Source organism: Microbulbifer mixtoriginis (SeqCode) (assembly GCF_052467945.1).
Genome location: NZ_CP174328.1, coordinates 622,913 through 648,014, shown reverse-complemented (window position 1 = coordinate 648,014; position 25,102 = coordinate 622,913). Strand labels below are relative to the sequence as shown.

21 protein-coding genes are annotated in these 25,102 nt (G+C 48.7%); 10 read left to right on the top strand and 11 right to left on the bottom strand.

What is annotated here, in order from left to right:
• Positions 1 to 244: 244 nt before the first annotated feature.
• Positions 245 to 748 carry a thermonuclease family protein gene (locus tag ACJJIJ_RS02730; RefSeq protein ID WP_444898789.1) on the top strand — a complete coding sequence of 168 codons (504 nt, stop codon included), beginning with the start codon at positions 245 to 247 and terminating at the stop codon, positions 746 to 748.
• A 160-nt stretch (positions 749 to 908) separates the two neighbouring features.
• On the opposite strand, the gene ACJJIJ_RS02725 is transcribed toward ACJJIJ_RS02730, so the two are convergent.
• Positions 909 to 2,300 (bottom strand): amidohydrolase family protein, encoded by a 1,392-nt coding sequence (locus ACJJIJ_RS02725; RefSeq protein WP_444938577.1) that lies wholly within the window; start codon positions 2,298 to 2,300, stop codon positions 909 to 911.
• Between the two features lie 1,048 nt (positions 2,301 to 3,348).
• Here ACJJIJ_RS02725 and ACJJIJ_RS02720 point away from each other — a divergent pair.
• Positions 3,349 to 4,347, top strand: a complete 999-nt coding sequence (locus tag ACJJIJ_RS02720; protein WP_444939557.1) for a bile salt hydrolase — start codon at positions 3,349 to 3,351, stop codon at positions 4,345 to 4,347.
• Between the two features lie 119 nt (positions 4,348 to 4,466).
• On the opposite strand, the gene ACJJIJ_RS02715 is transcribed toward ACJJIJ_RS02720, so the two are convergent.
• The 3 genes from ACJJIJ_RS02715 to ACJJIJ_RS02705 all read right to left on the bottom strand — a co-directional run bounded on the left by ACJJIJ_RS02715 (position 4,467) and on the right by ACJJIJ_RS02705 (position 5,911).
• Complete coding sequence (locus ACJJIJ_RS02715; protein WP_444938576.1) at positions 4,467 to 4,862, bottom strand: GNAT family N-acetyltransferase; 396 nt, start codon at positions 4,860 to 4,862, stop codon at positions 4,467 to 4,469.
• 49 nt (positions 4,863 to 4,911) lie between these two features.
• Positions 4,912 to 5,379: an OsmC family protein gene (locus ACJJIJ_RS02710; RefSeq protein WP_444888354.1), complete on the bottom strand. Its 468-nt coding sequence runs from the start codon at positions 5,377 to 5,379 to the stop codon at positions 4,912 to 4,914.
• Positions 5,380 to 5,566: 187 nt separating this feature from the next.
• The gene (locus ACJJIJ_RS02705) at positions 5,567 to 5,911 is read right to left on the bottom strand and encodes a 4a-hydroxytetrahydrobiopterin dehydratase (RefSeq protein WP_252085039.1); all 345 of its coding nucleotides are present in this window, start codon (positions 5,909 to 5,911) and stop codon (positions 5,567 to 5,569) included.
• A gap of 264 nt (positions 5,912 to 6,175) precedes the next feature.
• On the opposite strand from ACJJIJ_RS02705, the gene ACJJIJ_RS02700 reads away from it, so the two are divergent.
• Positions 6,176 to 7,999, top strand: a complete 1,824-nt coding sequence (locus tag ACJJIJ_RS02700; RefSeq protein ID WP_444938575.1) for a DUF885 domain-containing protein — start codon at positions 6,176 to 6,178, stop codon at positions 7,997 to 7,999.
• Between the two features lie 20 nt (positions 8,000 to 8,019).
• Here the strand turns inward: ACJJIJ_RS02700 and ACJJIJ_RS02695 are convergent, their stop codons facing one another.
• Positions 8,020 to 8,706 (bottom strand): sterol desaturase family protein, encoded by a 687-nt coding sequence (locus tag ACJJIJ_RS02695; protein ID WP_444938574.1) that lies wholly within the window; start codon positions 8,704 to 8,706, stop codon positions 8,020 to 8,022.
• A gap of 212 nt (positions 8,707 to 8,918) precedes the next feature.
• Here ACJJIJ_RS02695 and ACJJIJ_RS02690 point away from each other — a divergent pair, with 212 nt between their 5' ends.
• Positions 8,919 to 9,836 carry a LysR substrate-binding domain-containing protein gene (locus ACJJIJ_RS02690; protein ID WP_252085036.1) on the top strand — a complete coding sequence of 306 codons (918 nt, stop codon included), beginning with the start codon at positions 8,919 to 8,921 and terminating at the stop codon, positions 9,834 to 9,836.
• Between the two features lie 185 nt (positions 9,837 to 10,021).
• Here the strand turns inward: ACJJIJ_RS02690 and ACJJIJ_RS02685 are convergent, their stop codons facing one another.
• On the bottom strand, positions 10,022 to 11,530 hold the full coding sequence (locus ACJJIJ_RS02685; protein ID WP_444890964.1) for a fumarate hydratase: 1,509 nt from the start codon (positions 11,528 to 11,530) through the stop codon (positions 10,022 to 10,024).
• A gap of 141 nt (positions 11,531 to 11,671) precedes the next feature.
• Positions 11,672 to 12,427, bottom strand: coding sequence for a hypothetical protein (locus tag ACJJIJ_RS02680; RefSeq protein ID WP_444938573.1), 756 nt, complete (start codon positions 12,425 to 12,427; stop codon positions 11,672 to 11,674).
• Positions 12,428 to 12,757: 330 nt separating this feature from the next.
• Between ACJJIJ_RS02680 and sodB the strand changes: the two genes are divergently transcribed.
• Together sodB and ACJJIJ_RS02670 are read left to right on the top strand one after the other, a co-directional pair.
• A complete protein-coding gene (gene sodB / locus ACJJIJ_RS02675; RefSeq protein ID WP_252085033.1) occupies positions 12,758 to 13,339 on the top strand; it encodes a superoxide dismutase [Fe] in 582 nt (193 codons plus the stop codon).
• Positions 13,340 to 13,573: 234 nt separating this feature from the next.
• The gene (locus ACJJIJ_RS02670; protein WP_444938572.1) at positions 13,574 to 15,451 is read left to right on the top strand and encodes a DUF885 domain-containing protein; all 1,878 of its coding nucleotides are present in this window, start codon (positions 13,574 to 13,576) and stop codon (positions 15,449 to 15,451) included.
• Between the two features lie 85 nt (positions 15,452 to 15,536).
• Here the strand turns inward: ACJJIJ_RS02670 and ACJJIJ_RS02665 are convergent, their stop codons facing one another.
• The 4 genes from ACJJIJ_RS02665 to ACJJIJ_RS02650 all read right to left on the bottom strand — a co-directional run bounded on the left by ACJJIJ_RS02665 (position 15,537) and on the right by ACJJIJ_RS02650 (position 20,515).
• Positions 15,537 to 17,354, bottom strand: a complete 1,818-nt coding sequence (locus tag ACJJIJ_RS02665) for a DUF885 domain-containing protein (protein ID WP_252085031.1) — start codon at positions 17,352 to 17,354, stop codon at positions 15,537 to 15,539.
• A 134-nt stretch (positions 17,355 to 17,488) separates the two neighbouring features.
• A complete protein-coding gene (locus ACJJIJ_RS02660) occupies positions 17,489 to 18,424 on the bottom strand; it encodes a universal stress protein (RefSeq protein ID WP_252085030.1) in 936 nt (311 codons plus the stop codon).
• 278 nt (positions 18,425 to 18,702) lie between these two features.
• Entirely contained in the window at positions 18,703 to 19,416 is a 714-nt protein-coding gene (gene hda, locus ACJJIJ_RS02655; protein WP_252085029.1) for a DnaA regulatory inactivator Hda, read from the bottom strand.
• 1 nt (position 19,417) lies between these two features.
• Entirely contained in the window at positions 19,418 to 20,515 is a 1,098-nt protein-coding gene (locus ACJJIJ_RS02650) for a DUF2066 domain-containing protein (RefSeq protein WP_252085028.1), read from the bottom strand.
• 276 nt (positions 20,516 to 20,791) lie between these two features.
• On the opposite strand from ACJJIJ_RS02650, the gene purM reads away from it, so the two are divergent.
• From purM to ACJJIJ_RS02630, 4 genes are all read left to right on the top strand, one after another.
• Positions 20,792 to 21,853 (top strand): phosphoribosylformylglycinamidine cyclo-ligase, encoded by a 1,062-nt coding sequence (purM, locus tag ACJJIJ_RS02645; protein ID WP_444938571.1) that lies wholly within the window; start codon positions 20,792 to 20,794, stop codon positions 21,851 to 21,853.
• Positions 21,853 to 22,506, top strand: coding sequence for a phosphoribosylglycinamide formyltransferase (gene purN / locus ACJJIJ_RS02640; protein WP_444898802.1), 654 nt, complete (start codon positions 21,853 to 21,855; stop codon positions 22,504 to 22,506). Before purM ends, purN begins: the two co-directional genes overlap by 1 nt.
• Positions 22,507 to 22,599: 93 nt before the next feature.
• A complete protein-coding gene (locus tag ACJJIJ_RS02635; protein WP_444890970.1) occupies positions 22,600 to 23,304 on the top strand; it encodes a DUF3108 domain-containing protein in 705 nt (234 codons plus the stop codon).
• 247 nt (positions 23,305 to 23,551) lie between these two features.
• Complete coding sequence (locus ACJJIJ_RS02630; protein ID WP_444938570.1) at positions 23,552 to 24,961, top strand: OmpP1/FadL family transporter; 1,410 nt, start codon at positions 23,552 to 23,554, stop codon at positions 24,959 to 24,961.
• The last annotated feature ends 141 nt before the right edge of the window (positions 24,962 to 25,102 follow it).

Sequence of the window (25,102 nt, the reverse complement as noted above, 5' to 3'; positions counted from 1 at the left end):
CATAATTTTAATTTACGCTAGGGTCATCATATTTCGAGGGCCCTATCGATTACGTTTCAAAATAAAAATTTCCAGACAGATCTTAGATACCTACCGCTTAGAATTAAGAAACATCCTCATGCTCACCTCTCAAAACACTCTCACCCTTTAACAAAAACTATTTATTACTATCACAATCTATAAATAAACACGTAATAAATACTCCCTATCCTGCGCACATAAAACAACGACGCAGATAACCCCAATGAAAAGATTAGTTTTGCTGTGTACACTCTCCACTTCATTACAAGCGGCTCCACTGACTAACTACAGGATAATAGACGGTGACACAGTTCACGGATACGTCTCTGGTGAATATGTTGAGATACGCCTTCAGTGCATTGATGCACCAGAAACCTATCCCAGCACGCAAATATATGGCCCAGAAGCTACTCAAATCCTGAATCATTTATTGTCAGTTGGCACTGTGGATTTCCAATCGACAGGAAGAGATCAATACGGCAGAGAAACTGGCTATCTGTTTGCAAATGGGTACAACATCAATCAAGAAATGGTTGCAAGAGGAGCCGCTTGGAATTACGCCTACTATTGCGGAGATAAATTCAAGATTGAGCAAGACTTTGCATACTACTCCAACCTAGGGTTATGGGACGAAATGGAAGCAAAAGACCCCTACTGCTTTCGCAAGAACCTAGATCACGACTTTTGCTATTACAATCCGGAAAACAAATTCTTTTTAGATGATTAAAAACTAAATTTTCTGAACATGAATTTTACCCACTAAGCAAACAGCTCCCATAAAGCTCAAAATAAAAAATCATTAGAGCTACCAAACTGGCCTATAACTTACACTATACGGGAGTATATGGGACTGTTTGCTGATATTTTAAGAGGAGATTCCTTCGGTTTTACCTTTGGGAGGTTGGGTAAGATTCTATTGCCTGCCCACCCTTTTTATAGAGGACTCCTCCTTTCATAACCAATGAGACATTGGATAGAAGGTTAATATGCCTCAACACATCCCCTCTTACTGCGATGATATCGGCAAATTTTCCTTTAGATACAGTCCCTGATTGGTCCGAAACCCCCATCATTACTGCGGGCCAGTAGGTAGCTGCTCGAATTGCATCCATAGCGGAAAAATTCATCTCTTCAACCAAAACGGCCAATTCGTTCCAAGTGCTTTGGCAATGAAATTTAGTTGGGATACCACTATCTGTCCCCACAAGAAACACCACACCAGCATCTTTAAGCTGGGAGATTTTCTTTTTCAAAGTTGGTTTACGTAAGGGAGTTAACTGCATGTACTGCAATTGCCCAGGGTTTCTCAATGACTGTTTAATATCGTCAATAGTGTCTGGTTTTAGTCCTTTGTGCCAGCATGTATCATCCAGCCTTTCCGGGTTATCCACAGTGTTACTATAGTTCCAGAGACCTTCTACGGTTGGAGTCCAGAAAAGCGGGCCTCCAGCAACGCGACCCTTAGCAGTGCGCTCTTTTAATAACTGGATGATATCTTCAGGGTACTCAGGTGCTGTTGTCAGCCCTGTATGTTCAAAGTTATCGACACCTATGGCCAGCCCTCTGCGGATCTCATCTGGGCGGTGCGAATGAGCTACAACTTTTAAACCATGCTTATGGGCCTCATCCACGACCGTTTGAGCAACTTCTATAGTCATCTTGTCATGGTCAATCAGCTTAATTATATCGACACCAGCTGTTGCCAGTAAGTTTACTTTCTTTTTTGCTTCAGGGGCACTAGAGACTGACCAACGAAAAGCTTCAGTGCCAGGATAAACTTCATGTTGGATAAATGGTCCGGAAATAAATAGCCTTGGCCCGGCAATTTCACCAGAAATGATTTTGCGCTTTATCTCTAAAGATGCTTCTAGCGGAGCACCCAAATCACGAACACTAGTAACCCCGGCTAGCAGTAATTGTATTGCACTAGCAGGCATTATTTCATTGGTCAGGCGATGTAGGTAGTGTTTGTCCCAATGCACATAGTCCGAGTGTCCACTGAGCATTAGGTGAGCATGATTTTCCCAAAGTCCAGGTAAGACATCCATCCCCTCAGTAGAAATAATTTGATACCCGTCGGGGACGGGAAGCGTTTCAACCGTGCCAACTTCCTCAATTTTGTCGCCCCGAATTAAAATAACACTGTTTGCGATTGGCCGATTACCAAAACCATCGATCAGCCGCCCCCCCACAAGCGCACTTCTCGTCTCCGCCTGAATTGACAAGCTGAACAGCAACATAATACCAAGAGATGATGCCTTAATTATTTTTTTTATCATTAAAATTTCCTTCTATTAGCTGGTGATAAATTCAAATCAACAAAACAGGATAAAAAGCCCCCCACTCAACTAAAAGCGCTTAACATGCATTATCTAAATAGACATACCCAATAGCGCTTCATAGCTTTTCAACCAACATCGAATCGCATAGCTAGTTTTGACCTATATACACCCTACTAACTTAACGAGTAACACTGCAAAGACCATAAATCAGACAATACATTCATCTCTCACATAGTCTAAACAGTTATCTTATCTCTGAGTGTAAACATATTGCAGCATCGCTCACCATCAAGCCCATATTTCATAACGCATAATCAAATCCCGACATAGAGACAACATTAATTTTTCACGACAAACTATCATTATATATCGCACTGAACAACAAAATATACAGACCAAAATACAATCAAGAATACATAAAGAGAAAATAAAGGATAAAAATATTCCGGTCAAAGAACTGGGACTGTAACATTAATTTTTTATGGATTTACAACTCAGTGGCCATCCTACCCACACGCAGTCTTTCATCTCCATTAATAAACTATTAGAAAGAATAAAAATTAGACAAATCAAAAAATAAGCATCTAGAGAACTTACCGCAGCACCTATTGAAATTCTTGCAATCTACTTTACACAATTAACAAATAAACAACTTAGAATAAAACTCCCAAGAAGGAAATGATGACTACACCTAAAGACGACGTAATATCAACCTTCCAACCCTACAACAAATTGCTCAAAACCATAAGGTCTCACGTACCTACATAAATTCCTAGCACATTGCTCAGAAACTTTTATCTTTCGGCAGAGATAGATAAAACCGACCTCACGAAACCCAAGAGAACCCCTTAAAAATTTGGAATCTACAAGCTTATAATGTATTAAATATTGGCTCTTTTGAAGCTAAGATAGACAGACATTCTTAGAAAATACAACTAAACTGCATGCTTTTTACCACCCTAAATATACGAGTTAAGAAGTGATCAAAACAGCTACAAATAAAGTGCCGTTGATTATAACGTTGCTCCTATTTTCCTGACCATCGATACTCTATGCATGCTCCCGGGTTACCTGGAATACTGAGCAAGGTGTTTTTTCCGCCAGATCAATGGATTGGGGACATTCTTTTAAGGATATTCTTTATATAAATCCTCGAGGTATGAAGATGGTTGGTGAAGATGGCCATAACCCCGCCAAATGGACTTCAAAATATGGAAGTGTTGTACAAAGTATTATTCCTTATGCCCACCAATATGGCTTCTCAGATAATGACGGTGCTACCGACGGAATTAACGAGAAAGGTCTAACGGCACATATTCTATATCTTGGAGCAACCCGCTACGCCAAACCAAATAATACGCCAGGAGTATCCTATATGCGCTGGCTGCGTTTTATTCTCGATAACCATGCTACAGTCGCAGATGCTGTCATTGGGATGAAAAATATACACATATCGCCAGTGAAAGTTGGTGGCGAAGTACTTGGTGCACATATGGCAAAAGAGGACCCAAGTGGTGATTCAGCTATCTTCGAAATAATCGATGGTAAACTAGTTGTACATCACGGTAAGAAATTTTCGGTCATGACAAATGACCCACCTTATGGATGGCAGCTTCAAAACCTGCCTTTTTACCAAGGCTTTGGAGGGCTTAAATCTGTTCCTGGAGGGATTGATGGCGCTGACCGTTTTGTTAGATTATCTTACTATCAACACAATCTACCAAAACCTACGAATGATATTCAGGCAGTCTCTTACCTCCTAAGTGTTATCCGCACTGTGGCCGTTCCTTTTGGCGCACCTTATAGCCGTCCCAGTCAGGAAGAAGGAACTAAAGAACCAGCTACTTATCCCACTTGGTGGCTTTCGGTGATTGATTTAAACCGCCGAATTTACTATTTCAACTGGGTCAAAAATCCAAATATTGTTTGGGTAGATTTACATGGAATCGATTTTTCAAAGGGCACAGGAAAGCGGATTGCCGACCCAAAGGACCCCAAATTGGTTGGAGATATCACGGATGTATTTAAGCCACTAAAAAAATGAACAGAAAGAAACACAAGGTGTACAAGTTACTCTAAAAACATCGCTGAATATAAAACACTCTGCCCGATACCCAATATGGCCTTAATTACAGCCAATGATTTACATACTTTGAAATAAATCTACTTCAACATGTACATCCCTTCACTTTCAGGGCTGCTTAACTTAAAGCCAAACTTCTCGTACAGCTCCGGTACATCCGCCATAAGGGTAATATAAGCAGTAGGAAGCGCCTCACGATCCAAATAAGACATAATGTGTTCCATCACAACCCTTCCCAACCCTTGACCTTGATAAGTTGGGGCGACAGCGACATCCACAATCTCAAAATTTAAGGCTCCATCACCAACCACCCGCCCCATGGCAATGGTGGTTGAACGAGTTTGAATGTGAATGCCATAGAGACTATTTGGCAACCCCTTCTCTGCGGCCTCCCGACTTCTTGGGGATAGCCCACTAATCTGCCTGAGGCAAAGAAAATCCTCAACTGAAGCCACAGTTTCAATAACTTTAAACATACTGCCGTCTACATTAGTATTTATGAAACCTACTCACTTCAATGAGTAGTTATACCTCCCGAATCTCAGTAACCACTTCCGTTTTTACGGAGTTAGCAATAAAGCACTGCTTGTGGGAAAGATGGTGGATTTTTTCCAATTGCTCGCGACTAGGTTTCTTTTCACCAGAAAAGCGGATCAAAGGTCTCAGGGTGACCTTAGTCATGGCCAACTTACCCCCCTCTATTGTATCCATCACGCCTATCGCTTCATCGCGATACTCATCAATGACGAAACCCCTTTTTGCGGCAATTGCAAGGAAAAACAACATATGACAACTAGATAGCGACGCCACGAAAGCTTCTTCTGGGTCGACATTTTCCGGGTGTGAGTAGGGGATTGGGACAATATGGGGAGATGAAGAGGCTGGAACTGACAAACCGCCATCAAACTGCCAAGTATGAGCGCGGCTGTATTGATTGTCGGTAAAAATCTGGTCGTCACGTTGCCAGACCACTGTAGAAGTATACTCAGACAAAATCTCTCTCCTTCTATCCAGGGCACACACTTTCAACTATTGATATACAGGGCTACCGAACGACTCCGGAACCAGGAGGTATTTAGCGGAGTGAATAGAGCCGAAGGGTTCCTTCTAGGGCAACCTCAGTTTAGAAATGACGCGGGATGGCAGAAAATTGGGCGCTAGATGCGCCCTTGGGAGATGCTTAGTCTGCATCTACTTGCTGGTCGGTGCGCGCAGCCATAATAAAATCATTCTTGTGCAACCCCTTGGCCTCATGGCTCCACCAGGTCACGGTTACCTTACCCCACTCGGTAAGCAGTGCCGGGTGGTGGCCCACTTCTTCTGCGATGGCACCTACACGGTTAGTAAACGCCAAGGCCTGCTTGAAATTCCGAAACTTGAACACGCGCTCCAGCTGCATAATGCCGTCGCGGGTCATTGGCGTCCAATCGGGAATTTGGCGCAGCAATCCTGGCAGCTCGTCATCGCTGACGAGAGGGGCATCGGCGCGGCAGGCTTCACACTGTTGTTGGGCTAGCTCAGTCATGAATAAATCCTCAAAACCTTGTTTATTATCGGTTATTTCACGTCGGGCTCACTCTAACCGGGGCTCTTCCACGACACAAGCGCAGACGTTAAAAACGCATTATCTACGGTTTTCACTCGCCAATATGGGACAGTGTGCTAAATGCTTGGATATCAATTCACGGTGTAAACAACCATTGTCAGGCTGATCAAGGGTCTCCGGCCGATATGATAATTTTTAAGCAGATACACAAGCGTTTATAAACCCCTTTTGGCAAGGATCGCCATGAAAGCCCCTCTTAAACTGTTGATTTTGACGTCGCTCACTCTTGTTTGTGCCTGTGGCCCCCAAGGTACCGATAGGAAGCGCATAGTGCCCCCTCAAGTTGAAACGATGATTGAAATGCGTGCCGAGATGGAACTGGCCTTTCAGCAGCTGAGCCAACAGTTCGTTAACGGTCTGTGGAAACTGTTTCCTTCCTGGGCAGTCCGCGAAGGCTATTATGAGGCTGCCATACATTTACAAGTGCCTGACAAGGCCTTCCGCGCCTATCTACTGGACTTCGCTCAAACTTATGAACGCAAGTTCGCCGCTCTGGATAGTGAATTACTCAGTATTTCTTCCCTCACCGATATGGCGCTTATTATGAATTTCCTACAGCGCCTGCAGTGGGAATATACCACCTTCAAATCCTACCAGTGGGACCCCTCCATATATAACGTATCCCATCCTTTTGCCCTGATTTTAAATACCGAGTACGCCCCCCTCAAAAACCGACTGCGCACCTTCAATACGCGTATGCGCTTGGTTCCCGATTACTACCAAGCCGCAAAGCAGGCTATCCGTAGGCCCGCCGCGCCACAATTAATGTTGGCTATTCAACAGAACGAAGGTGCCCTGGAAGTTTTTGGGACTAGGGTAGAAAACCTGGTAGAAAGCAGCCAGATGTTTGATGATGAAAAAGAAGTATTCAGGCAACGTCTGCACGCCTCCCGTGAAGCGATAAAAGACTATGTAAACTTTTTAAAAAATTTACAAACCAGCCTGGAAAAATCTGCAAGGTTTCGTGATTTCCGTATTGGAGAAAAGCTATATGAAGAAAAATTCCGCTTTGATATTCAGATTGATACCAGTGCCAGCGCCCTCTACCTGCGTGCTTTGGAAGAAAAAAAACAGGTCCACAGTAAAATGGCAGCGCTCACCGAGCAACTTTGGCCGAAACATTTTCCCGATACCCAGGCACCATCAAATCAAATGGAAAAGGTCCGGCGCCTACTCGAAAAACTATCCCTTAATCATGCCAGTAAAGATACATTCAAAGAGGTGATAGAAAAGCAAATACCACAGCTGGCAAACTTTGTCACACAGCACAATCTACTCGACCTGGACAAAGAAAAGCCACTAATAGTACGCACTACCCCCCCCTATCTTCGTGGCTTTGCTGTTGCCTCTATCAATGCGCCTGGTCCCTACGATAAGGATGCCAATACCTATTACAATGTGTTGCCCATAGAGAATTACAGTGATGAGCAAGCGAATAGCCTGCTGCGGGAATATAACCATTACACTTTGCAAATACTGAACATTCACGAAGCCATCCCCGGTCACTATACCCAGTTGGTTTATGCCAACCAGTCTCCGAGTATTATTAAAACCATCTTCGGTAACAGCGCCATGATTGAAGGCTGGGCGGTCTATGCCGAACGTATGATGCTGGAGGCTGGATACGGTGATTTTTCGCCGGAACTCTGGCTGATGTACTACAAGTGGAATTTACGCGTGATTACCAACACCATTTTGGATTACGGTGTACAAGTCAAGGGCATGACAGAAGCCGAAGCAATGAATTTAATGGTTGATGGGGCTTTTCAACAACGGGCTGAGGCGGAGGGGAAGTGGCGTAGAGCAACTCTCAGCCAGGTTCAACTCACCAGCTATTTTGCCGGATTTACAGATATCCTTGCCTTGCGCGAAGAAGTAAAGAATAAGCTCGGAGATAAATTCAACTTAAAGGAATTCCATGAAAGCTTTCTAAGTTTTGGCAGTGCGCCAGTGCCGATTATTCGAGAACTAATGTTGACCCAACTGGAGAAGACGGGTTCTATTTGAACCAAACACTCTGTAGAGCTCTAACTCTCACTCTTCTGACAAGATCCAAAAGATTTCCAGTGAAAAGTGCCCAGCAAAAGATCAAACAGAGGGATAGTCAAATTAAAATTACATTTATTCATCCACTTACGTTGATGATGTATGCGATGCAATTGAGCCAACTCACGCAAAACAGGGACTCGATGGAACCAATGATTTAGAGGCTGGTGGTATCCCAAGTGCAACAATTCATAACCCAAATGATTTCCCACCATAGTCACAATCAAGAGGTAACCAGCATTCATCGAAAAAAGTATGGAGAAAAAGTATCCTAAAATTGGCGCAATCACTAAAGCAAGAGTCGCAGTTAAATAAGTGGGGAAAAGTACTATTCTCCAGTCTCTAGTAGAGTCAATAGAAAATAGGGGGGGAGAGAAAAAACTGTGATGATCCCCGGTATGTCTGCGATAAAACAGCCCTGCAATCCGAATCTTTTTATGACCAGCCCAACGGTGACTAGCGTATTCAGAAAAATTATATATAACAGTCCCTGCGGGGATCACTAACAACTCCCAGGTTTTTAACAAATCCAATTGAAATATGCAGTAGATACAAACCCCGGCACCGATAGCTAGAATACCCATCAGATGAAGCCACCCATGGTAACGGCCTTTCACTCGCGCCCTGTATCCAGCCCTGAAAGGGGCCGCATCGTGATTGGTCGACATATATGCTCCTTTTTATTAGCGTTGGAATTCCGTAAAACTATATAAACAATCAAAACCCGGCAGTTTGATTACTTCCATCTAATAGCGATGTACAGAGTGCCCCTCATCATTTGCACTAGAAAATTTAAGAATTTGATTGACCAGAAATATAATCAGGCGGATGATGGAATTCTAATAAATAATAATTAACAGCATTATTTGTGAGATTGATAATGTCGAATCATCTCAGATCAATGGACTTGAATTTACTGCCTGTATTTGATGCCCTGATGGTCGAACGCAACCTGACTAGGGCTGCAGTAAAGCTACACATGAGCCAACCTGCAGTAAGTGCTGCCTTAAAGCGTTTGAGATCCACCTATAACGATGCACTTTTTATCCGCACCGCAAAAGGCCTACGCCCTACCGAGCGTGCGCTGGCACTACACCCTTCCATTCACACGGCTCTTGGGGCAGTGAGATCAAGCTTCCGGCAGCTCGACTTTGAACATCGCGAGGCAGAACGGGATTTTTCGATTGTTCTACCAGATGTGGTGGAAACCCTTATGATTCCAGGACTCAGCGCCTGGCTACGAGAGTATGCACCAGGGATAAAGCTCACAATATTACCTGACGAATCAGAGATGACTTCCAGAATGGTAAGCAATGGTGAAGTCGACTTAATTATCGATTATTTACCATTAGAATCTCCCAATTACAGCAGCCTGATTATTGCCGAAGAAGAATTGGTGGTGATCGCAGGGGAGCATAATGAGAAGGTAGGAAAATCCATCTCTGAGGCGGATTTTCAATCAATACCACAAATATCATTGCTGAGAGGAAACCCCGTAGGCTCACCGATGGAGAGGCTGGCCAGACCGAATAAATTGCAGCGCAATATTTGCCTGCGTGTCCCTCACCTTTCCTCCTTTCCTCATATAGTCGCCACCACCGATTTAATTGCCGTTGTACCCGCAAGGATGATGAAGTCCTCTCATTACCGAGCACTACCTGTTCGTACAATTGAGCTGCCTATGGATTTCCCCAAGGTCAGCCTGCAGCTGATTTGGCATAAGTCACAAACCAACAACCCCGCCCATCGCTGGTTAAGAGAAACCATTTTGCAGCTTTACCCAGAGCTGGGGATGTAGAGGCTTTTGGAGTGGGCTGTACCAGAATGAATCTAATTGAGGCATCAGGTTAGGCTTTTACTATGCCTGTTTTACCGTGACTAGCTGAGAAGACAACCTAGTCCCGCCAAACTTCACCCCGAAAAGCTTGAAGACAAAAAAGCCGGGAACCTCGCGGACCCGGCTTATTTAAATTGGGGCAGCCCTTAGGCGATACCCTCCTCAATTTTCGCTTTCCAGATCAATGGTCCCGTGGTATGCACAGACTCACCTTGGCTATCGACTGCTACGGTTACTGGCATGTCCTCCACCTCAAACTCGTAGATGGCTTCCATACCCAGCTCCGGAAAGGCAATTACCTTGGAGGCTTTAATCGCCTGAGCCACCAAGTACGCAGCGCCACCCACAGCCATTAGGTACACCGCTTTATTGTCACGAATCGCTTCAATTGCCATTGGGCCACGCTCTGCCTTACCGATCATCCCTTGCAGGCCGGTCTCTTCGAGCATGGTGCGCGTAAATTTATCCATACGGGTGGCGGTAGTTGGGCCTGCGGGGCCAACTACTTCATCGCGCACAGGATCTACTGGCCCTACGTAATAGATAAAGCGGCCAGTCAGGTCCACTGGCAGCTTCTCCCCTTTCGCTAGGATATCCACCATTTTCTTGTGAGCGGCGTCGCGACCAGTAAGCATCTTGCCATTCAGCAGCAAGGTTTCACCAGGCTGCCAGCTCTGTACATCCTCTGCAGTAACGGCATCCAGGTTGACACGGCGAGTATTGCTGCCAGCTTCTCGAGTAATTTCCGGCCAGTCTTCCAGCTTCGGCGGAGTCTGGCGCGCGGGGCCAGAGCCATCAAGAGTGAAGTGGGTATGACGAGTGGCGGCGCAGTTGGGAATAATTGCTACGGCCTTATTTGCTGCGTGAGTGGGATAATCCTTCACTTTCACGTCCAAGACAGTGGTCAAGCCACCCAGGCCCTGGGCACCAATACCCAGCTTGTTGACGGAATCGTATAGTTCCAGGCGCAACTCTTCGGCACGGTTGGAGGCACCGCGCTCCTGCAACTCCTGGATATCGATAGGGTCGAGCAGGGATTCTTTGGCCAGCAACATAGCTTTCTCAGCAGTACCGCCAATGCCAATACCCAGCATGCCCGGCGGACACCAGCCCGCCCCCATCTGAGGCACCATCTTCAGAACCCAATCCACTACAGAATCAGAGGGGTTGAGCATGGCAAATTTGGTTTTGGCTTCACTGCCACCACCTTTGGCTGCCACATACACTTCCACAGTTTCACCAGGAACGATTTCATAATGAATCACTGCCGGAGTGTTATCGCCGGTATTCTTACGGGCGCCATCTGGGTCGGCAAGAATAGAGGCGCGCAATACGTTGCTGGCATTTTGATAAGCGCGGCGCACACCTTCGTTGACCATGTCGGTAACGCTCATGTCCGCTTCCCAACGCACATTCATACCCACTTTCAACTTCACGGTGACAATGCCGGTATCCTGGCAGATAGGGCGGTGGCCCTCGGCACACATCCGTGAATTGATCAGGATCTGGGCCATGGCGTCTTTGGCCGCCGGGTTGACCTCTTTCTCATAAGCCTTGTTCAGGGCCTGAATGAAGTCCTGTGGGTGGTAGTAAGAGATAAATTGCAGCGCATCAGCAACGCTGTCGATCAGATCATCCTGGCGGATAGTGGTCATGCCGAACTCCGATTAACGTCTCAAGGCCGGCGATTCTACACGAAATGTAGGGTTATTGGCCTGTTATTAAAATGGCGATAAATTTTCCACAGGCAATAAAAAAGGCGAACCCAAGGTTCGCCTTTTCTAGCCCCTGAAAAACTACATTGAGGAGGCTGTAGGCTCACTGGACTGCAGAGAGCGAATCGCATCGCGCAGTTGTACCAGATCTTTGTTCACCGAGCGACGGTAGGCATCAATAGACTCCACTGCCTCTTCATTGGCTCCGACACGCATAGTCAGATCACTGCGCACAGAGGCCAGCTGGCGCTCCAGGCGTGAAATTTTGTCGCTCATCTCACGCTTGCTCTCAATGCTGCCTTTACGCAGCTCCGCTAGGGAGGACTCCACCGCAGCGATCTTTTTTACACTGGCATCGAGGCTGCCGAGCTTACTGTTAAGAGAGGCCACTTGCTTCTTATTCGCTGCGCTGGCCGCTTTATTGGCAGCAATACTCTTACGGTTGGTATCGTAAGCCACCCCCCAAAGCTTGCGAATCTCAGCGGAGTTCTCCTTGGCCTTGGCGCTCAGTACCTCGACCGAAGCCGTAGATTCCTCATCGGAGAGGCTAAAGCGCTTCTCCAGTTCAGAAATGCGGTTCTCGGCATCGGCGATACGGTTCTCCGCATCGACCAACTGGGTACGGCTTTCCTGCCACTGTTGATAGAGGAAACCAGAAGCAGCAAGTCCCCCCATGGCTAAGACCAAGGCACAGAGGCCTAGGAAGGAGAAGCCACCGCGGCGCTCCTCAACGATCACTTGTGGTTCCTGGGACTGCTCGCTGCGCTCAGGAGAGCTGGGCTCCAGTGCGGGTTCGATGGCGGCACTGCCGTCCAGTGTGGGCTCTCTACGTTGCATGTATCAATACACCCGGTAACTAATCTGGTGGGTTCGGTACTGGTCAGTTCGGGATTGTCCCGCCCGGCACCGCTAAATTCATTACTTAGAGACAATCAAGCCGGGACAGATTCGTCGAATTATGCGGCAGTTATACCAAAAATTGACGAAAAAGTAATCGGCCACAAGTAAGAATAGACGACAGCAAAACATTGGTGTCATCAAACACCACCCCTTGAGTTCGAGGAAAACGTCCCAAAATCCCCTATTCTACTGCGCCGGCTTAATTCTGGCATACGGCGCGTGTAGAATGCTCTCACCAATAACCCTAAACAAAGGAAGGAAGACACCATGGCTTTCGAATTGCCCGAACTCCCCTACGCGATGAATGCCCTGGCCCCCCATATCTCTGAAGAGACTCTGGAGTACCACTACGGTAAACACCACAAGACTTACGTTGACAAGCTGAATGGTCTACTGGAAGGCACTGCTGACGCCGATAAATCCCTGGAAGAAGTGATCAAATCCTCTTCCGGTGGCGTATTTAACAATGCCGCACAAGTATGGAACCACACTTTCTACTGGAACTGCCTGAGCCCCAACGGCGGCGGCGAAGCCACTGGCGCTGTTGCAGAAGCTATCACCGCAGCATTCGGCAGCTTTGACAAGTTCAAGGAAGAGTTCACCACCAGCGCGGTAAACAACTTTGGCTCTGGATGGACCTGGCTGGTGAAAAAAGCCGATGGTTCAGTAGCTATCGTCAACACTTCCAACGCAGCCACTCCGCTGACTGATGAAGGCGTTACCCCACTGCTGACCTGCGACGTATGGGAACACGCTTACTACATCGATTACCGCAACCTGCGTCCTAAGTACATGGAAGCTTTCTGGGCGCTGGTGAACTGGGAATTTGTAAACCAGAATTTCGCCTAATCGCGGAATTACCTAAAAAGCGGGCACTGCCCGCTTTTTTTATGGGAGGAAATCACTCCCGACATGGCTCCAGAATACTGCCCCTAGTCAAAGACCCATCTAGTGCGCACAATACCCTCTGGAGTGCGCTGTTCTCGCCACGTTAAGCGCGGCCAGAATTGGCTCAAAAACCTAAAGAATGCCACCCAAGTGGCACAATATAGCAATGATTATCCGAACACTGGGAATATGCTTATGAAGTTGAAACCAACCCTGATCGCAGCTGCCATTAGCGCGCTGGTTATCAGTGGCTGTGACCGCGGCGCCCCCGAAGCTGCACAGCAGAATGCTGCCTCCGTCACCGCGGAAAGCAAGTCCATTCAAGACAGCACTGCCAAGGTGAGCCAAGAGGCCATCAAGCAGGTAAACCAGATGTTCGAGGACTTCTTCCAGGAGCATCTGTCTCGCAGTCCGGAGTTCAAAACCTTCCTGGGCAAAAAAGAAGATTACGATAAGTGGGATAATCTCTCCCCAGAATTCGCCAAAGAAACACTGGAAATTAACAAGCGCCAGCTCGCCGAGCTGAATAAGGTTGACCCCAATACTTTGGATGAAGCCACTCGCCTGAGCCTGCGTCTTGCCAAGCGCAATCTTGAGCAAGACATTGAAGGCTACAAGTGGCGTAACCACTACTACCCGGTCAACCAGATGTATGCCACCCATACCAGTGCGGCATCCCTGCTGATCAGCCAGCATCGTATCGATGCAGTGAGTGATGCCGAGGCTTACATCGCCCGACTGAACGGCATGCCCCAATACTTTACCCAACTGGAAGAGAACCTGAAAGCCAACGCCAAGGCCGGTACTATTGTGCCGAAGTTTGTCTTCCCCTATGTGATCAGCGACTCACAAAACCTGATCAGCGGCGCACCTTTTGAAGGTGAGAAAGACAGTCCGCTTTTTGCTGACTTCAAAGGTAAAGTCGAAAAGCTGGAAATCAGCGCCGAACAGAAAAAAGCGCTGATCGATAAAGCCAACACCGCCCTGCAAGAGAGCGCTGGCCCAGCGTACAAAAAACTGATCAGCTACTTACAGGAACTGGAAAAGAAAGCCACTACCGATGACGGCGCCTGGAAACTGGCCAACGGTGATGACTTCTACAAGTTCCGCCTGGGTGTATACACCACCACCGATATGACAGCCGATGAGATCCACCAGACTGGCCTCAAGGAAGTTGCGCGGATTCACGATGAAATGCGCGAGATTATGCGCAAAGTGAAGTTTGAGGGTAACCTGCAAGAATTCTTCGAGTTCATGCGTACCGACAAGCAGTTCTACTACCCCACTTCTGAGGAAGGTAAAGCGGAATACCTGGAGAAGGCTACCGCCATTATCGACACTATGAAGGGCCGCCTGGACGAGCTGTTTATCACTAAGCCCAAAGCCGACCTGGATGTAAGAGCTGTGGAACCTTTCCGCGAAAAATCCGCAGGTAAAGCTTTCTATCAGCGCCCGGCGCCGGATGGCTCACGCCCAGGTATTTACTACGCCAACCTGTATAACATGGAAGATATGCCCACCTACCAAATGGAAGCACTGGCTTACCACGAGGGCATCCCCGGTCACCATATGCAGCTCTCTATCGCACAAGAGCTTCAGGATATCCCCAAATTCCGTAAGTACGGCGGTTACACCGCCTACACCGAAGGCTGGGGCCTCTATTCAGAGTTAGTACCGAAAGAGCTGGGCTTCTATGAAGACCCCTACTCAGACTTTGGCCGCCTGGCAATGGAGCTGTGGCGTGCAGGTCGCCTGGTAGTAGACACCGGACTTCATGCCAAAAAGTGGACTCGCGAACAGGCTATCGATTATCTGGTTGAAAATACACCAAACCCGAAAGGCGATGTGGTTAAAGCCATCGAGCGTTACATTGTAATGCCCGGTCAGGCGACAGCTTACAAAATCGGTATGCTGAAAATTATTGAGCTGCGAGAGAAAGCCAAAGCCGAGCTGGGTGATAAGTTTGATGTGCGCGGCTTCCACGACACCATTTTGGCTAACGGTGCGGTACCACTAAATGTTCTCGAAGAACTGGTAGACGGTTGGGTTGCAAGCGTTAAAGCTAAGAGCTAACTTCACCGGGTAAATAGCACACAATAAAAAAGGCCACTCTCAGAGTGGCCTTTTTTGCAACTATCTAAAGGAATTAAAAAATACTTTATCCTTTTTTAATTGCAATCCAGTCATCCACTTGGCGCTCCAAGATTGCCAATGGCAAAGCCCCATTGGTCAGCACCACATTGTGGAACTGGCGAATATCAAACGCCTCGCCCAGCTCCGCCTGGGCCCGATCACGCAACTGCAGAATTTTTAACATTCCAGCCTTGTAGGCCAGTGCCTGCCCAGGCATTACCAGGTAACGCTCGATTTCTGTGGTCACTTCGGTTTCGGTCATGCCAGTTTTTTCCACCATATATTCGATGGCTTCTTCGCGACTCCAGCGCTTGTAGTGCATACCAGTATCCACCACCAAACGCACCGCACGGAACATCTCGGCCTGCAAACGGCCAAGATCATCGTAGGGGTTTTCCTGAAAGCCCGCTTCCTTGGCAACCTGCTCAGAATAAAGTGCCCACCCCTCAGCGTAAGCCGTAAACAAACCCAATTTGCGGAAAGTGGGCACACCTTCTAGCTCCTGAGCAATCGCCAACTGGAAGTGGTGGCCGGGAACCGCTTCGTGATAGGCCAGCGTGCGCATACCAAATTTCTTGGTTTCATGAACATCACGCAGGTTTGCATAGAAAACCCCCGGACGGGAGCCATCCATAGCCGGAGGGTTGTAGTAAGCCCCCGGTGCGCCCTGCTCTTTAAATTCTGGTACCCGCCGTACTTCAACCCCCATCGCCGGCTTCACATCGAAATAATCTCCTAGCCCAGCATTAATCTCATCGATCATCGCTTGGTAGTCGGCAACTATGCGCTCGCGCCCTTCATCCGAATCTTCGTATAAAAACTGGGGATCGTTGTTAATCACAGAAAAGCGGGCGCTGATACTGCCGCTATCTTGCCCAACTGAAGAGAAAATACGATTCATCTCCCCCTCTATTCTTGCCACCTCTTCAATACCAACTTGGTGCAACTCCTCAGGGGACAAATTCGTTGTGGTGTGGCTACGAACCTGGTACGCGTAAAACGCCTCCCCATCAGGAAGCGCCCAAACACCATTATTTTCGAAAACCTTGGGCTGTAACTCACGATAGTAAGCAATCAGATTCTTATATGCAGGATATACTTCTGCATCAATCAAGGCCTCTCCCTGAGCGAGGATACGCACCCGCTCCCCATCTGCCAGACCTTCAACTTTATTTAGGCGTTCTTCAAGGGAGGTATAAAGAATATTCTCATGGGCCGGTACCGCTATAAACTCTTGCATCTCTTCCAGCACGCTGTCGATAACAAAGCGGGGAGGCAGGATGTTTTTTTGCTCACGGATTTTTAGGCCATCAAGCACCTGTGAAAATTTGCGGTCAACCTCACTCAGGCGGGAAAGGTAATAATCCGCTTCTTTGACATTATGAATCTGGTGCACTTCCGCAAGAAACTCCGGCAGGCTGTTTTGCACTCCAAACATTTGGTTAAGCGGATAATTGTGGTGTTTCCAGCGCTCCCCCTCCACCATATTGCCAAGAAAGTAGGCAAATACATCGTAAGAAATCGCTTGCTGACCATCCATACCTGCACGATCGTACTCCTGCAGAACGGCAAGCTCATCCTTAATCATCTGCATCTGGCGCTGCTGTTCAGCCTCAGAAGCGTCATCAAGATGGGCATTGTGTCCATCGATTCCAAACTGCTCGAGCAATCGCAACTGGGAGAGAATTTCTGGACTGGTACTGCCGAGCTTGAAAAAGGCCCGCTCAAAGTACACATCTATTGACCAGGGTTTAAAATAGATCGCGTTGACCGCAACAACAGAAACCGCCGCAACCCCCAATAACAAAATACCGCCAAGCCATTTGGCCAACGTTTTAATCATTTTTATTCTCCTAATATAGATATTGCGGTTCTAACTCCTCTCCGCCCCATGACGGCCCTACCCTGAGTGAGCCATGGCCAGCTAGGTCATAGAAAAAACTATACTGCCGACACACCGCATGCCCATATTAAGTGCTATATCTTGATGGGAGAAACAAAATCACTGGGCTTTAACGCAAGAAGAGAGCAACTCACCTTTTGCAGAATATTCTCGGCAGTGTTTCCCATAATAAAACCGGGTATACCCGCACGACCCACAGTACCCATGATGAGGAGATCCAGCCCCTCCTCATCGATCAGCAGGGGAATATAGCTATCTGGGTGAGCAATGACATGGTGAACTTGAATATCCCCGCCGATACCCGCAGCCCGAATAAGTACATCCAATTTTGAGCGGTGTTGAGCTCGAGCCGCTTCTGTAGCCTGGTCCAGCTCCTCTTCAGAGGCGCTGATAGGGAAGTGACGACGCAAGAACTCATCAACGTCATAATCCCAGCAGGAAACAACGTGTAAAATACCGTTACAACTATCCGCCAACACCCGCGCCCAACGTAGTAAGCGGATCGCCAGATCGTAAGTACTCCCCTCATCACACTCGGGATCAATCGCCACGGCCACCCTTATCTCAGTGTGCGCACGCTCTATGGGACGACACAGCCACACTGGGCAGGGGCACTTGCGTAATAACTCCATATCAATGGCTTTGAAGCCCTTGAGCTGGCTCAGCCCCTCCACATTTTTAATTACCAGATCGTAACCTTCGCTAAGTACGCGGCGAATAACTCTCTCTGCAGGGCGTGGACCGCAGTCAGATTCGATCTCTATATTCACCTGCTCTTTCGACAGCTTCATACGCTCTCGAGCTGCGGCAATTCCTTCATTTACACGTTCCAGCATTGCCTTAACACAGAAGCTACTAAAGTCCTCAAACCCCGCCGGTACTGCTGGGCAAACCAGCAGCACCTTAATTTCCGCATGATTATTGCGGGCTATGGCAAAAGCCTGTAACAACCCACTGGACTCATCTTCAGCAGCATGGCTCACATAGAGGACTTTATGAATATTCGGCATAACAATTTCCTCAAACTGTGGGCATTGGAGGTAAAAGCAGACGGAGACCACCATGCAGCCCCTGCGGCCACCACCATTTAATATGGTCGATGAAAGCCAATTCACAGAAGAAGAATAGAAGTGCAGCTCTAGTCACCACCAGATTGAATACAAACCTGGGAACAAAAGAGGAAGCAAAAAGGGGGGGATTATAGAAGGGGCGGCGGCAGATGACCCAGAACTCTTTGACAGTCTCCTAGGTCAACTACTGAGTTAGGCTTAGGGGCAAATTGGATACCCTAGATATCCAGCACCTGCTTTACAAAGGGGATGGTAATTTTACGCTGTGCCATCAGGGAGGCCCTATCTAACTGCTCTAACAGCAGGAACAGTGCGCGAGTATCCCTAGGCGCTCGGTGCAAAATGTATTGCGCCACATCTTCAGGCAGATCGAAGCCGCGCAGGCGGCTACGCCTGCGCAAGGCAGCCACTTTGTCGCGATCATTCATTGGCTGTAACTGGAATACCAGCGACCACTGCAGGCGCGACAACAAATCAGCCAAGGAGATATCCATCCCCCGCGGAGATTTTCGCGCCCCTAATAATAACTGCCTACCGCTGTCTCTGACCCGGTTGTATAAATGGAACATCGCCGTCTGCCACTCGGGCTGCCCCTCTAACAAGTGCAGGTCATCAATACACACCAGATCCAACTGCTCGAGGCCGTCGAGCAGTACAACCGGGTCCATGGCCATCAATTCAGCCATAGGAATATATTGGAAACTACGACCATTGGCCTCGGCACTCTGACAAGCAGATTGCAGCAAGTGGCTAACACCACTTCCTGCATCCCCCCAGATGTAAATCACCGCTTCGGGATTTTGCCCACTGGCAAATGACTGCAGCAGAGCTACAACTTGGCGGTTGGGGTCCGACTCCGACAGATAAAAGTTATCGAAGGTAGCATCGTCTCGCAGGGATACTCCCAGCGGCAACTGTTGCGGAATACTCATCTCAATCCCAACGATAGCGCAACGGATTATCAGCGCTGCCCAAAGGTGCACGGTGCCCATTCAACTCAATGGCATCCTCGTCCCCATGTGCTCGCAACTTATGATTTAACGCCAGGGTATCGCGCAAATTGCGTAGTCCTACGGTGGCACTCAATGCCAAGCGCATCCGATCTCCCTCCACAGAAAGGAGATTTGCACTGCTCACCTGCGCCAGTCCCTGTAAATAGGCCGAGGCCTCTGCGTAATCGGCAAAGCTATCCACGCCAGATAACTCCACAAAAATTGAGCCCTGTTGGGCATCCTCAATACCGGGACGCACGGCATAGCGTTGGGCAAGCAAGTTAGCCATCTGATTAACACCGCGCAGTGCAACTTCTTCCAAAGAGCCACCATTGCTATCAAAGGCATAACTGCGACCACCGTGCAATAATAACCAATCAGCCTGCCAGCGGCGTCCCGACGCCTGAAGCAAGCGCCCCATCAAAGTGGCATCCGGCCTGTAGCGTAAACCAGCGCGCTCTGCGGCCTGTTCACTCTGAGCCCAAAGGTCACCAAGAGGCATATTGTGCTGATCATTGAGGTCCATCACCGGGAAATCCAATGGCACACCGCGCTCCACAGCCATAGCGTCCAATACCGAAAAGAGCTCCGGGGCATCTTCTTCCCTGAGGATACTGCGCCCTTCCTTTAGGGTATCCACAGCCAGCCACACCAGAGTGCCGGGGCGATTATTGGGCCACATCGGCAAACCCAACTGATGGACTTGCCTGGAAATAGCTTGGGGATCAAAAGAGAGATGAAGGTAGAGCTGGTTATCTTCGCTGGTGTAGCGGTAACCTTCTAGGAAATGCTGGGCTTTCTGCAGGATAGGCTGCAAATTTGGATTACTGCCAATTGCGGCGTCTCCGGTGACACGCATAAATATCCGCTCCAGCCCCCGGCTGCCAGCACTCGCGCGGTCAGTAGCCCCACGGCTCGGTACAGCCTCGACCACTTCATACAGGTCCGAGATAACTCGAGCCTGGACTGGCAGAATTAGGGCACCGAACAACAGGACCAAAAACTGCAACACCAATCCCTGCCGGAGCAGCTTGTGCATAGGATTCTTCTCCAAACCTCATTCCAACCCGTGAGCTTGCACGAAATCGTTGTTATTGCGCAAGACGCCAAAATCCACGGCTGGGATAAAAATTGGGGCTATTGTATCAGCGTCGGCGACTTCTCTCAGCCCCGAGTTCTCACTATTAGAGGGTTTCTAGCCGTTTAACTGAAGATAAATACCAGATTCCTTCATTGAGATGCCCACTGGGCGTGGCTACCGGACCAAGACCCGGCTAGAATACGCGCCCTTCGAAGACCCACTGCAGGAAGAATCATGAGCGATTCCAAGCCGCAATCCGCTGAAACATCCCTCTCTTATAAAGACGCCGGTGTCGATATCGACGCAGGTAACGCCCTGGTAGAGCGTATCAAGCATGTCGCCAAGCGCACTTCCCGCCCGGAAGTCATGGGAGGCCTGGGCGGTTTTGGCGCTCTCTGCCAACTCCCCAGCGGCTATAAAGAGCCAGTCTTGGTTTCCGGCACCGATGGCGTGGGTACCAAATTGCGCCTGGCTATGGACCTGGGCATCCACGACACCATTGGTATCGACTTGGTTGCTATGTGTGTCAATGACTTGGTGGTAGCAGGTGCCGAACCACTTTTCTTCCTCGACTACTATGCCACTGGCAAGCTGAATGTGGATATCGCCGCTGAGGTTGTCTCCGGTATTGGTAAAGGCTGTGAGTTGGCAGGCTGTGCCCTGGTCGGTGGCGAAACCGCCGAAATGCCCGGCATGTATGAAGGCGACGACTACGATCTGGCCGGTTTCTGCACCGGGGTCGTGGAGAAATCCGAGATTATTGATGGCAAAAAAGTAAAGAGTGGTGATGTGCTCATTGGACTCGCTTCCAGCGGCCCCCACTCCAATGGCTACTCTTTAATCCGAAAGGTACTCGAAGTCAGTGGCGCCGATTTACAACAGGAATGCGGTAGCGAAACGCTAGCCAAGGCATTGATGGCCCCCACCCGCATCTATGTTAAGAATCTGCTGCAACTGATGAAGAGCGTCCAGGTAAATGCCCTCAGCCACATCACCGGCGGCGGCCTGCTGGAAAACCTGCCCCGCGTACTCCCGGAAGGCTGCCTTGCTCGTGTAGACGTCACTAGCTGGGAGATGCCCGAAGTGTTCCGCTGGCTCCAACAGGCAGGCAACATCGACGCCCGTGAAATGTACCGCACCTTCAACTGTGGTGTCGGTATGGTAATTTGCTTACCTGCGGAACAAGCCGACCAAGCACTGCAAACCCTGAAGCAAGCAGGTGAAGACGCCTTCGTCGTGGGCAAAATCGAAGATGCTGTGGCAGGCGCAGATACCGTAGAGCTGGCGGGCCTGTAATGTCACAGGGAGTATGCAAAGTTGCCGTGCTGATTTCCGGTAGCGGCAGCAACTTGCAGGCGCTCCTGGATGCCTCGGCAAATGCCGGGGCAGACTTTTCCGTCTGCACAGTAATCAGCAATAAGCCCGAGGCCTTCGGCCTCAAGCGCGCCATCGAGGCCGGAGTCCCCACATCAGTGGTCGACCATCGCAACTTCTCCGGCAGAGAAAGCTTCGACCAGGCGCTAATCGCAGAAATCGACAGCCATCAGCCGGATTTGGTTGTCCTGGCCGGGTTTATGCGTATCCTCACTCCCGAGTTTGTTCGCCACTACAGCGGTCGCCTGCTCAATATTCACCCCTCTCTACTGCCAAAATATCAAGGGCTCCATACCCATCAGCGTGCTCTGGAAGCCGGTGATAGTGAGCACGGTGTTACCGTTCATTTTGTCACCGAAGAGCTCGATGGTGGACCACCCATCGTTCAAGCTGCCGTACCTATAAAGGAAGGGGACACTCCCGAATCTTTGGCAAAGCGGGTTCAGGTACAGGAACACGTCATTTACCCCATGGCTGTTACCTGGTTTGCCCAGGGGCGCCTAAAAATGCTGGCGGACCGCTCGCAACTGGACGGCGAGCTTCTACCTCTTAGTGGCGCCAGAATCGATAGTTAAGCAAAGCCAAGCTGGCGGGATCAGCATTGCAATGTACTTTGCGGGTCGCGCCAGCTAGTATTCAAAGAGGTTCAGATTTTGCGAGGCTCTGTCGTGCGCATTTTTATCTCCTCTCTGTTTTTTCTCTTTCTCTCCACTCAATCTCTCGCCAGCCAACTGGAACCCTTTAAGGCGACTTATACCGCAAGGTACAACGGCATTAGTGTTACAGCCACTCGTGAGCTTACTGGGCAAGAAGGGAGTTGGCGGCTGGACTTTAATACCTTTGCGCTTTTTGCCAGTATTAAAGAATATTCCCGCTTTATCAGCCAGGACGGCAATATTACCCCCTACCACTATGAGTATCGCCGCAAAGGACTCGGCCGCGATCGCGGTACAATTCTCAGCTTCGAACCCGACAAAGGCATGGTGTTCAACGTCTCCAACCCAGAACGGGATATGGAAAACGTATCGCCAAACATCCTGGATAAGTTGAGCTATCAAATGCAGCTAACACTGGATGTCGCCGCAGGCAAAGAAAATCTCCAATATGAGGTCGCCGACGGTAAGAAGATTCGCAAGTACACTTTCGCCAAAGAGGGCTCCGAAGTAATAAAAACACCAATGGGGAAAGTAGAAGCAATAAAGGTACGCCGAGTTAGAGATGCGGACTCAGAAAGAGAGACGACCGTCTGGATTGCGCCTCAATGGAACTACGCCTTGGTGAAGCTGGTGCAGCGCGAAGAGAATGGCAAAAAGTACCAAATAACCTTGAAAAAGCTATCTATCAATGGCAAAAGTGTCGGTGCAGGCCAATAAATTACCATTTTTTTACAGAGGCAAAAAAAATATTCACATTCGATGGATTTTTGCCTCCTTTCTCTTTATAAAGTGACTCCTTTCCCTTGCACAGGCAATTCCTTGTTGCCTAACCTGTTTAAAAGCGAGGGATTTGCTACGAAAACGGAAGGCATCTATATAAATCTAATGGCCTTCCCTCCATATCCCAGCATTTCCAATGCTACTTATGGTTTTCAGTAATCAGCAGACTTAGAGATGGGCTCTCATGAATAAGAAATACCTGCGACATGCAGTTTTAGCCGCAGCAATCGGCTCCGTTTCCCAAGGCGCTATGGCCGCGGGCTTCTACCTTCAGGAAACCAGCGCATCCGGCCTTGGCCGTGCCTTCGCTGCCGAAAACACTATCGGTGACAACGCCTCCATCCTAGCCCGCAACCCGGCTGGTTCTGCACTATTTGATACTTATACTTTGACTGGTGGCCTCACCTATGTTGATCCAGGCATCGATGTAACCGGTGATGTTACTTATTACCTTCCTGTCGATGTTGGCCCAGACGGCATCATTTATGCTGAGTCCAGTACTGTAGCCGATGCCAGCGACTACGCGACCAGTGCTTTTATTCCTAATGGCTACCTAGCAGCACCGATCAATGACGACTGGTCCTGGGGCCTGGCCATGTACACTGACTTCGGCCTGGAAACTGATTTTCCCGACAGCTTCCCCGGCACCACAATCTCCAACAAAACGAATCTGCTGACTCTAAATATTCAGCCGTCCATTGCCTACGATATCAACGACACTTTCAGTATCGGTGCAGCTATCAACTTCCTATACGCTGAAGCCGAACTAAAAACAACCTTCCCTACAGACTTTCCTATCGGCGCTGTAATCGAACAAAATACCGGCGTCAATCCTGCGGGAGCAACCATCCTAGATGTTAAAGGTGATGGCTGGGATGTAAGCTGGACTGTTGGCGCCCTATGGAATATTGATGACAATACTCGCGCAGGTATTTCCTACCACGCAAAGTACGACCCCAAGCTAAAGGGTGACGTTAATTCTGATGTCACACCTGCAGCAGCCCCCTTTGATGATGCCAGTGGTAACCTGACCCTGAACCTGCCCGATACCCTGGAGCTGGGCCTTTACCACCGCTTCGAGAACAACTGGGCAATTGCTGTTGGCTATATGTACACCAACTGGAGCCGTTTCGAGCGCCTTGAAGCCTTTATCCCTTCAGGTGGTGAAGAGTTCAATCCTCTCCTAATTAAAGAAGAGAACTTTGTAAGCGGCTCCCGCTATAGCCTTGCCGCCGAGTACTACTTCAATGACAGAGTGACTGTACGCTTCGGCTACGCTCATGACGAAGGCGCAGCCCGTGACGGCTTCAACCGCCACGAAGAAGAGACAATCAAAGAAGAAACTGGCCTGGACCTACCGGTCACATGGCGCACCCTGTCCATTCCCGATACCGACCGCCAATGGCTAACTATAGGTGGCACCTATAAGCACAATGATCGCCTAAGTGTTGATGCCGGCCTCGCCTACCTTTGGGGTGATGATGAGCTTATTCAGGAAGTCAGCAACTTGAATGGATTTGTAACCTACTACGATGGCGGCACCACCAAGACCGAGGCCTGGCTATTCAGTGCCGGTATAAACTACAGCTTCTAAGTAATTTCGCCCTCTCGGCAAATAAAAGGCTCTACCCCGGTAGGGCCTTTTTTAATTCTCCTATCGACCTCTCATCCTAGCGCCTCCAAACCCACCAACACCTCACCCCCATCAGCATCAATACCACTTAATAGCAATATT

Excerpts from the sequence above, each read along its gene's own strand:
- hda (WP_252085029.1), bottom strand. The coding sequence starts at position 19,416 with ATGAGTATTCCGCAACAGTTGCCGCTGGGAGTATCCCTGCGAGACGAT.
- ACJJIJ_RS02715 (WP_444938576.1), bottom strand. The coding sequence starts at position 4,862 with ATGTTTAAAGTTATTGAAACTGTGGCTTCAGTTGAGGATTTTCTTTGC.
- sodB (WP_252085033.1), top strand. The coding sequence starts at position 12,758 with ATGGCTTTCGAATTGCCCGAACTCCCCTACGCGATGAATGCCCTGGCC.
- purN (WP_444898802.1), top strand. The coding sequence starts at position 21,853 with ATGTCACAGGGAGTATGCAAAGTTGCCGTGCTGATTTCCGGTAGCGGC.
- ACJJIJ_RS02650 (WP_252085028.1), bottom strand. The coding sequence starts at position 20,515 with ATGCACAAGCTGCTCCGGCAGGGATTGGTGTTGCAGTTTTTGGTCCTG.
- purM (WP_444938571.1), top strand. The coding sequence starts at position 20,792 with ATGAGCGATTCCAAGCCGCAATCCGCTGAAACATCCCTCTCTTATAAA.
- ACJJIJ_RS02670 (WP_444938572.1), top strand. The coding sequence starts at position 13,574 with ATGAAGTTGAAACCAACCCTGATCGCAGCTGCCATTAGCGCGCTGGTT.
- ACJJIJ_RS02705 (WP_252085039.1), bottom strand. The coding sequence starts at position 5,911 with ATGACTGAGCTAGCCCAACAACAGTGTGAAGCCTGCCGCGCCGATGCC.
- ACJJIJ_RS02690 (WP_252085036.1), top strand. The coding sequence starts at position 8,919 with ATGTCGAATCATCTCAGATCAATGGACTTGAATTTACTGCCTGTATTT.
- ACJJIJ_RS02665 (WP_252085031.1), bottom strand. The coding sequence starts at position 17,354 with ATGATTAAAACGTTGGCCAAATGGCTTGGCGGTATTTTGTTATTGGGG.
- ACJJIJ_RS02660 (WP_252085030.1), bottom strand. The coding sequence starts at position 18,424 with ATGCCGAATATTCATAAAGTCCTCTATGTGAGCCATGCTGCTGAAGAT.
- ACJJIJ_RS02695 (WP_444938574.1), bottom strand. The coding sequence starts at position 8,706 with ATGTCGACCAATCACGATGCGGCCCCTTTCAGGGCTGGATACAGGGCG.
- ACJJIJ_RS02680 (WP_444938573.1), bottom strand. The coding sequence starts at position 12,427 with ATGCAACGTAGAGAGCCCACACTGGACGGCAGTGCCGCCATCGAACCC.
- ACJJIJ_RS02685 (WP_444890964.1), bottom strand. The coding sequence starts at position 11,530 with ATGACCACTATCCGCCAGGATGATCTGATCGACAGCGTTGCTGATGCG.
- ACJJIJ_RS02730 (WP_444898789.1), top strand. The coding sequence starts at position 245 with ATGAAAAGATTAGTTTTGCTGTGTACACTCTCCACTTCATTACAAGCG.
- ACJJIJ_RS02725 (WP_444938577.1), bottom strand. The coding sequence starts at position 2,300 with ATGATAAAAAAAATAATTAAGGCATCATCTCTTGGTATTATGTTGCTG.
- ACJJIJ_RS02700 (WP_444938575.1), top strand. The coding sequence starts at position 6,176 with ATGAAAGCCCCTCTTAAACTGTTGATTTTGACGTCGCTCACTCTTGTT.
- ACJJIJ_RS02630 (WP_444938570.1), top strand. The coding sequence starts at position 23,552 with ATGAATAAGAAATACCTGCGACATGCAGTTTTAGCCGCAGCAATCGGC.